This window comes from Candidatus Manganitrophus noduliformans (assembly GCF_012184425.1).
In the GTDB taxonomy this organism is placed as follows: domain Bacteria; phylum Nitrospirota; class Nitrospiria; order SBBL01; family Manganitrophaceae; genus Manganitrophus; species Manganitrophus noduliformans.
Window position 1 is genome coordinate 1,864,830 of sequence record NZ_VTOW01000001.1, and the last position, 13,159, is coordinate 1,877,988.

Annotated in this window: 12 protein-coding genes; 9 read left to right on the forward strand and 3 right to left on the reverse strand. The window is 55.6% G+C overall.

Going from position 1 to position 13,159, the window contains the following annotated elements; genetic code table 11:
* Nucleotides 1-29: 29 nt before the first annotated feature.
* Together MNODULE_RS08975 and MNODULE_RS08980 are read left to right on the forward strand one after the other, a co-directional pair.
* The gene (locus MNODULE_RS08975) at nt 30-848 is read left to right on the forward strand and encodes a hypothetical protein (RefSeq protein WP_168059087.1); all 819 of its coding nucleotides are present in this window, start codon (nt 30-32) and stop codon (nt 846-848) included.
* A gap of 11 nt (nt 849-859) precedes the next feature.
* Entirely contained in the window at nt 860-1,534 is a 675-nt protein-coding gene (locus MNODULE_RS08980) for a tetratricopeptide repeat protein (protein WP_168059088.1), read from the forward strand.
* Between the two features lie 92 nt (nt 1,535-1,626).
* Here MNODULE_RS08980 and MNODULE_RS08985 read toward each other — a convergent pair whose 3' ends face one another.
* From MNODULE_RS08985 to MNODULE_RS08995, 3 genes are all read right to left on the reverse strand, one after another.
* Complete coding sequence (locus tag MNODULE_RS08985) at nt 1,627-2,508, reverse strand: NAD-dependent epimerase/dehydratase family protein (RefSeq protein ID WP_168059089.1); 882 nt, start codon at nt 2,506-2,508, stop codon at nt 1,627-1,629.
* Nucleotides 2,505-3,035 (reverse strand): CDP-alcohol phosphatidyltransferase family protein, encoded by a 531-nt coding sequence (locus tag MNODULE_RS08990; RefSeq protein ID WP_168059090.1) that lies wholly within the window; start codon nt 3,033-3,035, stop codon nt 2,505-2,507. Before MNODULE_RS08990 ends, MNODULE_RS08985 begins: the two co-directional genes overlap by 4 nt.
* A gap of 121 nt (nt 3,036-3,156) precedes the next feature.
* Complete coding sequence (locus MNODULE_RS08995) at nt 3,157-3,432, reverse strand: TMEM165/GDT1 family protein (RefSeq protein WP_181070946.1); 276 nt, start codon at nt 3,430-3,432, stop codon at nt 3,157-3,159.
* Between the two features lie 69 nt (nt 3,433-3,501).
* Here MNODULE_RS08995 and MNODULE_RS09000 point away from each other — a divergent pair, with 69 nt between their 5' ends.
* From MNODULE_RS09000 to MNODULE_RS09030, 7 genes are all read left to right on the forward strand, one after another.
* Nucleotides 3,502-3,660: a hypothetical protein gene (locus MNODULE_RS09000; RefSeq protein ID WP_168059092.1), complete on the forward strand. Its 159-nt coding sequence runs from the start codon at nt 3,502-3,504 to the stop codon at nt 3,658-3,660.
* A 739-nt stretch (nt 3,661-4,399) separates the two neighbouring features.
* Nucleotides 4,400-5,500, forward strand: coding sequence for a hypothetical protein (locus MNODULE_RS09005; RefSeq protein WP_168059093.1), 1,101 nt, complete (start codon nt 4,400-4,402; stop codon nt 5,498-5,500).
* 195 nt (nt 5,501-5,695) lie between these two features.
* Complete coding sequence (locus MNODULE_RS09010) at nt 5,696-6,973, forward strand: glycosyltransferase family protein (protein ID WP_168059094.1); 1,278 nt, start codon at nt 5,696-5,698, stop codon at nt 6,971-6,973.
* A 3-nt stretch (nt 6,974-6,976) separates the two neighbouring features.
* Nucleotides 6,977-8,323, forward strand: a complete 1,347-nt coding sequence (locus MNODULE_RS09015; RefSeq protein ID WP_168059095.1) for a glycosyltransferase — start codon at nt 6,977-6,979, stop codon at nt 8,321-8,323.
* Nucleotides 8,320-10,368 carry an alginate lyase family protein gene (locus MNODULE_RS09020; RefSeq protein ID WP_168059096.1) on the forward strand — a complete coding sequence of 683 codons (2,049 nt, stop codon included), beginning with the start codon at nt 8,320-8,322 and terminating at the stop codon, nt 10,366-10,368. The genes MNODULE_RS09015 and MNODULE_RS09020 overlap by 4 nt, the downstream gene beginning before the upstream one ends.
* A 75-nt stretch (nt 10,369-10,443) precedes the next feature.
* On the forward strand, nt 10,444-11,769 hold the full coding sequence (locus MNODULE_RS09025; RefSeq protein WP_238339253.1) for an aminoglycoside phosphotransferase family protein: 1,326 nt from the start codon (nt 10,444-10,446) through the stop codon (nt 11,767-11,769).
* 19 nt (nt 11,770-11,788) lie between these two features.
* Nucleotides 11,789-13,159 (forward strand): phosphotransferase family protein, encoded by a 1,371-nt coding sequence (locus MNODULE_RS09030; RefSeq protein ID WP_168059098.1) that lies wholly within the window; start codon nt 11,789-11,791, stop codon nt 13,157-13,159.

A 13,159-nucleotide genomic window follows, 5' to 3' on the forward strand; every position in this document is an offset into this window, starting at 1 on the left:
GCGTTCTTTTTGGTCTGATATGGGGGAGCATGACGATCTCCGTCGGAGATTCCGCCGCGGCGGAGCGATCCGACGCGCTCATCTCGGAGATCCGCGCCCTCGATACGACGTTCCAGCAGGTGTTGAATCATCTCGATCGGTCGGCGCGGCAATCGGAGGAGATCTCTCGTGAAGTGCAGGCGCTCAAGTCGCAAAGGAGAGCCGGCGTTCTCGATCAGATCCGCCTCGAAGCGCTTCTCTCCCGCTTGAGGGAAATGCTCCTTGATCGGCGAGAGTTAAAGAAATTGGAGCAGACGCTCCAATCCGAGCGGGAGAAAAAGGCCCAGCTTCTCTACGATCTGATCGGAGAGGAGATCGCGTCGCTTCTTCGCGAGGCGGAAGCATCCGTGCGACGGGGGGAGCAGGAGCGGGCCGACGAAATTCATCGCTCGATGCTGGCTAAAATGCAAATGAGAGAGAATCTGCGGCGACCCCGATCGCTTCATATCACCGCGCTTCCGAAGATTGAGCTGCCCGACATGGAGGAAGCCTCCCTGATCGAGATGAGGGAGATGGCGGTTTTACTTCGAAATGATGCGGAAACACTCGATAAAAAAAGAAAAGAAATAGAAGAAGAGAGACGGGTTCTTCGGGAGGAGCTCAAGATCAAACAGACCCTGGCGCGGGTTCAGGGATTCCCCAGAGGAATTGAAAAAGAGCCGATCGACCGCCAGATTCGAGCCCTGGAAGAGGGCCTGGCGGTCCTCGATGAGGCGGTGGAGCGTTACAAGGAGCGGGTGGGGGCTTTATTCACGCTATCGGACGAGATGCTAGAGAAATTGAAACGGGAAGAAGATCGTCTAAAGTAAGGGCGAAGAAGATGTTTCAGCGCGTGCTTCGAACAATATTACGATTCGGACTCTTTTCCGGGAGATGCAAAGCCGCCGTTTTGTTTTGCTCATGTATGGTTCTCGCCTCGTGCGCTTCCAGCCTGCACCAGCGGGGGCTGGAGGCGACCGTACGGGAAGATCATGCCGACGCGGTTCGCTTTTACCTGGAACATTTGAAAGACCACCCGGAGGATCTCCGCGCCAGAAACGATCTCGGGGTCTCCTATCTTCGGAGCGCGCAGTATGATCTCGCCTTTCTGGAATTTCAGAAGGTTCTCGCCGCCGATCCCCGGTATGTCCGGGCTTATTACAATATTGCATTAGTCTATAATTTCAAAGGTCTCCTCGACGAGGAGTTCAATGCCTATCAGAAGGCTTTGGAAATCGACCCGGATCACCTTCCCACCCGATTAAACCTTGCCCATCTGCATATCGAACGGGGAGAGACCACAAAGGCAAAAGAGATTTATGAAGCAGTCCTCCACGCACATCCGAATCAGCCGCGTGCCCTCTACAACCTCGCCTTGCTCTATGATCAGGAAGGAAAGGGAAAGGAAGCCGTGGCGTTGCTAGAGCGATTTCTAGGCCAGCAGCGGGATCCTCGATGGAGAGAAGAGGCTGAGGAACATCTTACACGATTAAAGCAGTTCTCCTCCGCCCCGTAGGGGCCGAATCCAGCCTTTTAAATCTTGCCTTTCCAGCCCCGGAAACTTCACTGCCGATCGAATGATGTTCATTGGATCTGTTGAGGTGCGCCTTATTCCATCGTGGTGAGGGAGACCGCTTCTTCGAACGGCATCGGGTTGATCCGGAGCAAATCTCTCATCAGAGAAAGGTCGACCGAATGTGAAGTGGTAATGATGTCCACACGCTCGGCGTTCAGGCCCCATTGTGGGTGGATAAGCGATGCCATCCAGGCGAGCGGGTAGACGGCTGACTTCGGAATGTGGACGAAGCGACATCGATCTTTCCGGATCAAGCGACAAAACCGCCGCGCGAATTCGTTGAACGAGACGAGATCATTGCCTGCCACCGAGATTGCTCGGCCTGCCGAGGCCGGCGTTTCAAGCGCCTTGCAAAGAGCGGCGCAAACATCATCGACATGGATCGGCTGGCTGGTGTAGGTTCCATCTCCAATGACCGGAATGCATCTCGCCCTTCTCCAAATCCGCAAGGTTCTCCCGAGGTCTTTCGCCCCCGGGCCGACAATCGTATCGGGCCGGAGAATGGTCCACTCTAAGCCGGAGTGCATTACGGCCTCTTCGGCCTCGATCTTGGAGCGAGCATAAGGGCCTTTCTTTGGAAACAAAACGCAGAGAGAAGAAACAAAAATAAAGCGTCTAATTCCATTGGCGCGGGCCGCGGCAATGAGGTTTCTCGTTCCGACCGTTGTGGCGTCGAAGTTTCCCGCCGCGTAGGCTCGATTCGGCGTTGCCCCCCCGATGTGGAGAATCGCATCACAGCCTTTGGTTGCCGGGAGCAAGCCGTCGATATCAAGAAGATCCCCCTTTGCGGTTCCGACTTGGTTCCCGAAGGGGTCATTCCTTGTCAATGCGGTAATATCGAGGCGGGTTTGATAAAGGTCGATGAATCGCGATCCGACGAATCCCGTCCCCCCGGTCAGAAAAATCCGATTCATCGGACGGAAAGCCTGTATGCAGTGATGAGTCTTTCCATCAATGCAAAGGTGGTGAGGATTGAGAGAAGAGCGAAAAGGGGAAGAAACTGCTGGAACGGCGTCAGTGTGACGAGGAGCGTATAACGCGCGGCGCGGAGTGAGAGGCCATCGCTGACCTGTTGACCGAGAATCGCTTCGATATTAGAAGAGAGGCCGGTAGAGATCAGCATTGTCGCCATCGTGTAGATTCCCAGGGGAAGAGGGACGGGTGTGAAGAGGAGATAGAGCGATAAGATCATCGCGTCGCTGATCTTATCGGCGGTCCGGTCGAAGAGTTTACCAAGCGGCGTCTCGACGTTCGACGCCCGGGCGACGGTGCCGTCGATGAAATCGCAGAGCCCGTTGAAGATAATGAAGCCTGCGGCGAGATAGTAGTCATGAACGCTGAAAGCGTAAACGACGCCGACGAGGAAGGCCAGACCCGCGGCCGTGACGGTGTTGGGAGAGATTGCCAGGGCGACGAAGGGCCGGGCGAGTCTCCGCTTCAAAGAAGAAATTGCGGTCTCAAGTAAAGGAAGCCTCGCGATGCGTCCGCGCAGGGATACCACCTGCCGATGAGAAGGGGGTAAAAGAGAATGCTTCGTTTTGATCATCTTCTCTAAAATCCGTTTATTGCCGAATCGTTTGAGCCACCATCCAAAGGCCGATGAGGATGAAGCCGCATCCCGCGGCGGCTTTCAGCGCCGTGGGGGAGAGGATCGAGGCGAGCTTCGCGCCGGCGACGACCGCAATGCCGGTGCTCAGGACAAGCGCTCCGGCGGCAGCAAGAAATATCGCGGTTTTGCTTGCATTCCGATCGGCCGCGTAGAGAAGGGTTGCAAGCTGCGTCTTATCCCCCAATTCGGCCAAAAAGACGGTCACAAAGACGATGATTAGCTTTTGCATCTCCACTCCGCATCAATTAACAAAAGTCAATAAGGTTGAATCAGATCTGCAGGCGCCGTTCGATTATCGATGATGCTCTCGACTGCGAGCGTCATCGCGGTCGTCATCATCCCGGGTCAAGATTCCTCGATCGTCGCGGCCCCGGTTTCGATGAGAGCGCCTTCGATTTTCCTCAATGGGCCGATCCTCCGAACGATCGTCGTTAGAGGCACCCCTTCGGCGCTTTAACTCCAATGAAGATTCGGACGGCGACTGATTGGCGTCAACCAAGCCGCTTCCCCATCGTGTTGAGCCGGATGAGGTGCCGTCCAGAATGGCCGAACAAGAAAGGGCCGACCCGGCAAAAAAAATCACAAGACCGATGGAAAAGAGCGTGGATGTCGCGATTCTGATCATCTCTCGTTATCCTCAGCGTTGACTCTGAATGGAGTGGCAGTGCAACCAGAGTGCCATCAGCGATTTTAAAGGAACGACGACGATGGTATCCCCCGGCCGTTTGTCATCCATCGTTTCGGATCAAGAGGTCGGTGGGAGTTTTCACCCAGTGCTGGGGCAAATGCCCCAGAAGAATACCGGTCTTTTAAGTTTCTAAAGAGGATGGATCTGTTCCTTCACGCTTTCGAAGGAGTGAAATCGTGCGACCACTGCCGGATTCCCGGCACCCCCCGCCGGTAATCCGTTTATTCGGGGACGAAGGCCGGGCCAAAGGAGGTGCGGCGTTTGAAGCGGATCACACGATCAGCGTTTTCTTTCTTTTACTAAGATGTCGCGTGGTCTTTTTGAGCGAGGTAATCGATCCCTAGGACGATAATTTATCCCGTTTAGGAGACCGGCATGCTGTTTGCTTTACGGCCCCGTATGCGGGGACGGCGGTCCGAATGAGAGAGCATCGATGAACGGCATAACAGGATTTCAGATCATGGCGGAGAATAGAACTTCACTTTTACCTAAGAGAAGGAGTCATAAAATGAAAAACGTTTTGAGAGCTTGGCTATTGATCACGATCGGGCTGACGTTCGCCGCTTGCGGCGGGGGCGGCGAGGGGGGATCGGACGGCAGTGGAGGCGGCGCCGGGAACCCGACGTTGGGAATCTTATCGATTCAAAAATTGGGGGCGACGGCGATCCCCAATGCGAGTGTGTCTTCGAAACCGGTTTTTGCGTCGAATCTTTTCGGAAAGGGATGGCGCTTGGGTCCGCGCCAGGCCTTCGCGCAGGCGGCGCCCTGCGTTTCCGATGCGCCGACCTCTTTTGTGGTTTCCGGCGGCAAGGTGTGGATCAACCAAGCCTATGCCATTGTCGATGAAGTCGAATTCAACCGGGAGCCTTCGACCGCGACGAGCCCCGAGTTCGGCCCCTTCGCGCTCGACCTGACCAATACCGACGCCAACGTCGGAGAGGCGATCACGGTCGATGTGCCGGAGGGGAATTACAGCAGCGTGAAGTATCGGATCAAACGGATCGAAGATGACCTGAACCAGCCGATTAAAAACGTCGCCGATGTCGGCGTGTTTAGAGGTAAACTCGTCGGCGAGCCGAAGCGCCGGCCGAGTATCTGGATCGAGGGGGTGATCGGCGTCGGATCGGACGCCCAAGGCTTCTCCTCTTGCAGGGAATTTATCTTTGTCGCCGATCATCGTTGGGAGGTCCGGGTTCCGTTCCAAAGTATCTCCGCAGGATCGACGGCGTCCAATGCGGTTCTCCTCTTCGATCTTGAAGCGGCATTCACGGCGGGGATGGCGGCTTCGGGCGCCACCGCGCAAAGCCTCGCGGGAGAGGTCGGCGGGGGGAACGAAGACAACATGGGGGCGCAATACCTCGACGGCCGGACAAAAGATGAAGACCACGGCACCCCGATCGCGAAGGCGATCACGGCGGCGCTTCCGGGGAACGTGAAGGTCTTCTCGCAGTCGGTGGCCGCTCCAAGGGGATTCGACGACAACCCGTCCGTTTCCGATCTGGTGAACAGCACCGCCCCGGCCGGGACGACCGTCATCGACGACAGCGCCAACCGGGTGAGCGGCGACGACAATCCCTCGGTTTCGGATCTCGCCGAAACCGCCGGGTAATCCATCCTGCTGAAGCCGGCGGCGGGAAAATTTCTCCCGCCGCCGGAAAGCAGACCGGTCCTAAAAATCTTCCCCTCACATTTTACTTAGACTCAAGTTTCATTTTTTTCGGCCATTCACATTCAAACAAATACTTTTGGATTTATTTGCCCGATCGGCGATGACATCGCTCCAAACAGCCATGGTAGGAAGAGAATGAAAAAATTGATGGTCTACTCGCACGACACCTTCGGCCTGGGGAACATTCGGCGGATGCTCTCGATCTGCAAGTACCTGATCGATTCCATCCCAGATCTCTCGATTCTGATTGTCTCCGGCTCTCCGATGGTCCACACCTTCCGGATCCCGCAACGGCTCGACTACATCAAACTTCCCTGCCTTCGCCGGACGGAGCGGGAAGGTTATTCGGTGAAGTATCTCGGCACCGATATGGCCGAGACGATGCGGCTTCGGTCCGAGCTGATCCTTTCGGCGGTCACCCACTTCAGGCCCGATCTTCTCCTGGTCGACAAGAAGCCGTTCGGCGTGAAAAAAGAATTAAAGGGGGTGCTCAACTATTTGAAGATCCATCTTCCCGAAACCAAACAGGTCCTCTTGCTCCGGGATATTCTCGACAGTCCGGAAGCGACGATCAAAGTCTGGAAGCAGAATCGATATCAAGAGGCGATCCGCCTCTTCTACGATCTGGTCCTGGTGGTCGGCTCGTCCGAGGTCTTCGATCCCAGGAAAGAATATCGGATGCCCCCCTCCGTGTCCGGGAAGGTGCAGCTTTGCGGGTATATCCGACGGGAGGCCGGCCTCGCCGGGCGCGATGCCGTCCGGAAGGAGCTTCAGTTGACTGACGAGCGATTGGTTCTGGTCACGCCGGGAGGGGGAGAGGACGGATATCGTCTTGTAAAGGCCTACCTCTCCGCTCTGGAGCGCCTCCCCACCGGTCTGAACATCCGCAGTCTGATTATCTGCGGGCCGGAGATGCCGGAGATTCAGCGAAAACAGCTGTTCCAAGCGGCGGCCGGGGGACCGTCGGTTCAAATGACCGAGTTTACAAACGACCTGATGAGCTATATGGAAGCGGCCGACGTCGTTCTCTCGATGGCCGGATACAACACTGTCTGCGAGATCCTTTCTTTGCAGAAGCGGGCGATCGTGGTCCCCCGGGTTCACCCGGTAAAGGAGCAGCTTCTTCGGGCCGAACGGATGGCGCGACTGGGACTTCTTCGGACAATCCATCCGGATCGCCTTACGCCGCAATCGCTGGCTCAAGGACTCTTGGAGGAGCTCGATCTGCAGGGGACCGGACCTGTCCCCCGATTCCCTCTGGAAATGAACGCGCTCCCCCAGATCCGGGAACGGATCATGCGGCTTTTATCCGAAGCCGAATCGGACGAGAGTGCCGACCGACCGGTATACCGACGCGATCGTCGTGGTCCGGCTCAGGCGGGAGATCATGTTCAACCTATTTCGATTCTATAGACCATGATGAAAAAAGTTTCTAAAGATGGAAGCGACCCATTTGAAATCGCCTACATCATCAAGGAATTCCCGCGCCTCTCGGAGACATTTATCTCGAATGAGATTTATCAGCTCGAACAAATCGGGATGAGGCTGAGACTCTTCTCGGTGAAGAGGCCGGGGATACGGAAGAATCACGGAACGGTCGATCGAATTAAATCGCCGATCATTTATCTGCCGGAGGCGAGCTCCCTCTCGGAGAGTCATTTTATCCGGTGGCTTTGGGTCCATTTCCCGAAGTTTATCAAAGACCACGTTCGCCTTTTTAGATTGCGTCCGCGTCATTATCTTCGGACGTTGAAAGAGGCGGTTCAAATGAGCCTCCGCTACCGGACCTGGTTTTTCGACCGACCCAAGAAGGTCTTCATCAAAGAATTTCTTCAGGCGGGGTTTATCGCGCGGCAGGTGATCGAGGCTGGAAATATACGGCACCTGCACGCCCATTTCTGCCACGGTGCAACGACCATCGCGATGTTCGCCGGCCGGCTCAGCGGGATTCCGTTCAGCTTCACCGCCCACGCCAAAGATATTTATCTGCAGAAGCTGAATCCGGGAGACCTTCTGCAAATCAAAATAAAAGAGGCGGAGTTTGTGGTGACCTGCACGGAGGCGAATCGGATCTATCTCAAGAGTCTCTCTCCGGAGAGCAACTCGGTCCACACAATTTACCATGGATTGGACACAACCCTCTTTTCACCGGAAGAGGAGAAGGGATCTCCCCTCGTCACGCCGCTGATTCTCTCCGTCGGCCGCTTTGTCGAGAAGAAAGGTTTTGTTCATCTGGTCAGGGCGTGTGCGATTCTGAAAGAACGCGGCCATCCCTTCCGATGCAGGATCATCGGGGAGGCGGACGAGCAGAGCCCGCTGCTGAAAGAACTGATCGGGGATTTGGGGCTTGAAAAGATTGTTTCCTTGGAAGAGGCGGTGACCCACGAGGCGTTGAAGCGGATTTATGCGGAGTGCGCCGTCTTCGTTCTCCCCTGCCAGATCGTTGAGAACGGCGATCGGGACGGCATTCCGAATGTCCTGGTGGAAGCGATGTCGATGCGGCGGCCGGTCGTCTCCACGATGATCTCGGGGATTCCGGAGCTGATCGAGCATCGGCGCAACGGCTTGTTGGTCCCTCAGAAGGACCCCACCGAATTGGCCCTGGCGCTTGAAACGCTCCTCAAAGATCCCGACCTGAGAACGCTGTTGGGCACCGCCGCCCGCAGAAGGGTCTGCACACACTTTGATTCCACAAAGACAACGCAGGCGCTGAGAGCATTGTTTCTCTCGTCGATCAAAGGGGGGAGGCTTCGACCTTTATGACCCATCGGGGAAACCAGGCTCCGGCGAAAAAGGGGATCGGCTTTTTCCGCCGGTCTCAATGCTTCGAGATGCCCGAACAGGTTCTCACCTATTATCGAACACGGATGGAAATCGACTATTTTCCGGTCGCCGATGAGAATGAAACGGCGAGGGAAAAAATAGATGACATCCTGAGAAACCGGTTCGAGTTCAATCACGAGTCGCACCCATTGTCCGATCCGATCGACTGGAAGACCAACCCCAGCCGGGATGTCGAATGGCTGATCCTCCTCCACAAGTTTTATTACGCGGTCGGCCTTGGCATGGCTTACCGGGAGACCCAGGATCCTCGATACGCCGAGAAGTGGATGGCGCTGACCGCCTCCTGGATCGACTCCGTTCCGCTCGATTTCCTTCCGAGCGACGTCGCCGGTCGCCGGATCCAGAACTGGATCTTTGCGCATTATTATTTCGTGACGTCGGGTCCGACCCCCGCCGTCTCGCCCGATTTCTACGTAAAATTCCTCGAATCGATCTATCGTCAGGTGAACCATCTCCGCGAGCATCTTACCCCGGCGCGGAATCACCGGACGCTCGAGCTCTACGCGATCTTTTTGGCCGCCGTTGTTTTTCCGGAGATGAAAGGGGCGGAGGAGTGGCTTGCGTTTTCTAAAAACGAGCTGCTGAAGAACATACAAACCGACCTCCTCCCCGACGGCGTTCACTGCGAGCTCTCGACCGACTACCATCATCTTGTTTTGAAAAACTACCTCGGGATTCGAAAGCTGGCGGCCCTGAACGGGATCGGCATGCCGGGGGAGTTCGATTCGCTCGTCCAAAAGGCGCTCACATTTTCCCTTTATGTCCACAAGCCGGATGGATTCATTCCTTCCCTGAGCGACGGGGATGTCCGGAGCTTTCTCGATCTTCTCGCCCAGGGGTATCGGCTTTACGGCTCGGAGGAGCTGCTTTATGCCGCCTCTAAGGGGAAGGGGGGACGGCCGCCGGCGCTTCGATCAAAAGGATTTCCCGCCGCCGGCTATTACATCCTCCGAAGCGGCCGGGGAAACGGGGCGGAGCCTTATGAAGACGAGCGATACCTTGTCTTCGATTGCGGCCCGTTGGGGGAGGGAAACCACGGGCATCTCGATCTGCTGAGCATCGAGGTCGCGGGGTACGGCCGGTCGCTGATCGTCGATCCGGGACGCTACACCTATGATGAGTCGGGCGAGACGAACTGGCGGGCCCGCTTCCGAGGCACCGCTTATCACAACACGGTGATGGTCGATGGAAGAAACCAGACGGCGTATCGCTTCGACAAAAAGAAATACAAAATCAAAGGACCCCCGCCGGATCGGGAGATGAAGCGTTTTATCTGCGGCCGCGGGTTCGATTATCTCCACGGGATCGCTCGAAGCCATGAATATGAAGCGGTGCATGAGCGGAAGGTCTTTTTTGCCTGTCCGGAGTACTGGATCGTCTCCGATTTTCTCATCGCGCAACAGCCTCATGACTATGACCTTCTGTTCCATCTCTCGGACGAGGCGCACCAAAAGGTCTCCGTTTCCGTTGAGCTCGGCACGCTTCTTGTGAATTCACCCCATCTTGTCGTCGCGCAAGCGCTCGATCCCGAAGCCGAGCTGCACGTCGAACAGGGATATCTCTCCCGGACCTATGGGGTGAAACATCCGGCGCCGGTCCTCCGGTTTATGCGCCACGGAACGAATGTCTCCTATCACACGGTTCTCTATCCTTATAAAGATCAAGCGCCGGGGATATCCGTGGAAGCGCTCTCTGTCACGGGCGGTTCCGGGGGGCATTGCTCGGAGGGAGCATCTGCACTCTGCATTACCGTGACCCGAAACGGCGAGCGGTTTTGCGATTACTACTTTACGGCTCGAAATGAGGTCGGTTTGGAGTATCTCTTCGATGACCTGCAGTATAACGGCACGTTCGCGTTTGTCAGAAAGGATTCGGAGGGAAGAATCGTCAGGGTTCATACCGAACAGAGTCGAATGTTATCAGTGTCGGGAAAAACGATCTCTCCTGAAGATCATCAGAGGTGATCGGTGATTCGGAATAAAGACATTCCACATGATGTAGCGCTCCCTCAATTGGCGGATGTGTTGAATCGGCCAAAGATGAAGAGGTTATTTCAGGATGAATTTTTCCCGGAAGGACGGTTGCAGATTCAAGCGTGTTCGATCGAACGGGTGAAGTACAAACCGGGAAAGAATTGCCTGGTTTGTTATCGATTGGAGATACGGGACCGGATGACACAACAAGTTTTCACACAGCGGCTTTCGACCCGAATTTTCGAAAAGGGGGGGGCGATCTCCCGGTTCAAAAAAGCGCAATTACAAATCGGGGTCATGCCGGTTCTCGGAAGGGGGGTGAGTCACCTTCCCGCGCTCGATATGGTGGTCTGGGTCTTTCCCAACGACCGTAAACTTCAAGGGCTGCCGAAGATCACCGATTCGATTTATTTGAAAGAGAAGCTGCTTCCGGACCTGATGCGCTCGGCGCTCGGACCGGAGTGGATCATTTCCGAATTGTCGAATGAAGTGGTCCATTATGTTCCGGAACACACCTGCACCGTCCGGGTTTCCCTTCGTCTGAAGAATTCCGAATCGAACAGAACGAAAGTGATGACCCTCTATGGAAAGACCTACTACAACGAAGAGGGGAGAGAAGCCCATCGGATGATGGCGCAGTTGTGGGACTCCGAGAGACGGCGGGCCGGAGACTTAAAAATACCAAAACCGCTCGGCTATGACCCGGAGACAAAGAGCCTCTGGCAAATCGGCTTGCCGGGCGGAACCCTTCTCGATCAGGAGATGACCGCTCCTTGTTTTCCGGCGCTTTTAGAGGGGGCAGCCGCGGCGGTGGCGACCCTGCATCGCTCCGGGCTTTCCTGTTCGAGATCGGTCGATTTAAGCGATTGGGTCGTGAAATTAGAAGAGATGAGGCGAGTGCTTCCGACAGCGTGGCCTTCGTGTCGGGAAATGCTCGCTCCTTTGGTCGATCGTTTGGTTCTCCAGTCGAAACAATTCAAGACGCATCCGGTCGTCACACTTCATGGAGACCTTCACTTTAAAAACTTCCTGGTAGACGGCGAAAAAGTTTCACTGATCGATCTCGACAATCTTTGTCACGGGGCGCCGCTCCAGGATATCGGCAGCTTCCTTGCGGGCCTGTTTTATCGGGGCATCCTGACGCAGGCGCCGGTCGAACGAATCGAAAAAATCGGCGACCTGTTCGTCCGACACTATGAGAAACGTGTTCCATGGACCGTCTCCCGGTCGGAGCTTGGATGGCACACGGCGGCCGCCCTGATCAATGAGCGCGCCTTTCGCTGCTTAACGCGGTTGAAACCTGGAAGGCGGGAAATCCTGGACCGGCTGATCCGGCTGGCCGATCGGATCAGTTTCGAATCGCGTGAAAACGGGAATTTGGTTCAGGTCTAGAAGGGAGCGGTCGTTGTTCATGATGAATTCTTTAAAGCCGGATCGACACGGATTTGAGATTTTCCTCGATCCGGGCCGGATGAAAATGGTTTTCCAGGAGCAATTATTCGAATCTCCCGAGGGCCGCCTTGCGATTTCAGACTGCCGCATCGGGTATACCCGATATAAGACTTATAAGAAGCCGTCGGCCTGGGGTCACTCCTCTCTCTCGGTCTGTTATCACCTGGAAATTCACGATCCATCGGCCCGGAAAAACCGGAGAGAAATTCTCTATGCAAAGGCTTTTTTAGGAGACCGCAGCCGGATCGAATTTCAAAAGATCAAGGGAGTTTCGTCTATTCCCAGCGCGTGCGAAGAGGGGATTCTCCATTTCTCCGAACTCGATATGATCGTCTGGGTTTTCCCAAACGATCCGGTTTTGCTTCACCTGCCCGAGTGTATTCATCCGGAAGCGGTCAAGCGGCATCTTCCTTACGACCGGCTTCCTTCCGGGCTCAATGGACCGGCGGACATTTCCGGCCTCGCCAGCGAGGTAGTGCATTACCGTCCGGAGGTTCGTTGCACAACCCGTTACCGTCTACAGTCGGGAACGGCTGCTGATCCGAAAGAGATCGTCGTCTATGGGAAAACGTTCAATGATGCTCGGGGAGAAGAAATATATCAGCGGATGAATGCCCTCCGGCGGAGCGGCGCCGACAATACGGAGCGCTTTATCGTTGCAGCGCCGCTGGCCTACTGCGAGGAAATCAAAACGGTTTGGCAGTCCGGCCTGGACGGTGATCCATTCGCCGACGTGATTAACGAAACGAATTACCGGTCCCTCCTGGAGCGGGCCGCGGGGGGCCTGGCCTGTTTCCACAAAAGCGGCCTTTCCAGCAACGTTCGGATCACGCTCGGTGATCACCTGGAAGAGATTAAAAAGAAAATCGCCAAGCTGATTCATGCCTTTCCCGGCTTGAGAGAATGGCTGCAATCGATCGAGCATGACTTAGCACAGCGGATTCACCAACTGTTACCGGTCCTCGAAGGAATCATCCACGCAGACTTTACCGTCCAACAGCTCCTGGTTTGTGATGGCAGAATCGCTTTTTTTGACTTTGATGAGTTCGCGATCGGAGACCCCGCTCAGGATGTCGCCAATTTCATGGTCGATTTGCATTTTCGCCCGTTCGACCGAAGCCTTGTGGAGGAGATGAAAGTCGTCTTCTTGCGCGCCTATCGACGCCGGAGCGACCGGCTCCTCTCCGACGATCGGCTGCATTGGCATTTGCAGGTTCAATTTGTCACCAAGGCATACCGGATCTACATTCAGCAAGCCCCCGGCCTCGAGAAGGAGATTGAAGCGATCCTCTCGCTCGCGCAGAAAAAAATAACTTCGGAGAAGGTGTGA

Bases quoted from the DNA above. Each gene is read 5' to 3' on its own strand.
- MNODULE_RS09020 (WP_168059096.1), top strand. From the start codon at position 8,320: ATGACCCATCGGGGAAACCAGGCTCCGGCGAAAAAGGGGATCGGCTTT.
- MNODULE_RS08980 (WP_168059088.1), top strand. From the start codon at position 860: ATGTTTCAGCGCGTGCTTCGAACAATATTACGATTCGGACTCTTTTCC.
- MNODULE_RS08995 (WP_181070946.1), bottom strand. From the start codon at position 3,432: ATGCAAAAGCTAATCATCGTCTTTGTGACCGTCTTTTTGGCCGAATTG.
- MNODULE_RS09005 (WP_168059093.1), top strand. From the start codon at position 4,400: ATGAAAAACGTTTTGAGAGCTTGGCTATTGATCACGATCGGGCTGACG.
- MNODULE_RS09030 (WP_168059098.1), top strand. From the start codon at position 11,789: ATGATGAATTCTTTAAAGCCGGATCGACACGGATTTGAGATTTTCCTC.
- MNODULE_RS08985 (WP_168059089.1), bottom strand. From the start codon at position 2,508: ATGAATCGGATTTTTCTGACCGGGGGGACGGGATTCGTCGGATCGCGA.
- MNODULE_RS09010 (WP_168059094.1), top strand. From the start codon at position 5,696: ATGAAAAAATTGATGGTCTACTCGCACGACACCTTCGGCCTGGGGAAC.
- MNODULE_RS09025 (WP_238339253.1), top strand. From the start codon at position 10,444: ATGAAGAGGTTATTTCAGGATGAATTTTTCCCGGAAGGACGGTTGCAG.
- MNODULE_RS09000 (WP_168059092.1), top strand. From the start codon at position 3,502: ATGATGCTCTCGACTGCGAGCGTCATCGCGGTCGTCATCATCCCGGGT.
- MNODULE_RS09015 (WP_168059095.1), top strand. From the start codon at position 6,977: ATGATGAAAAAAGTTTCTAAAGATGGAAGCGACCCATTTGAAATCGCC.
- MNODULE_RS08975 (WP_168059087.1), top strand. From the start codon at position 30: ATGACGATCTCCGTCGGAGATTCCGCCGCGGCGGAGCGATCCGACGCG.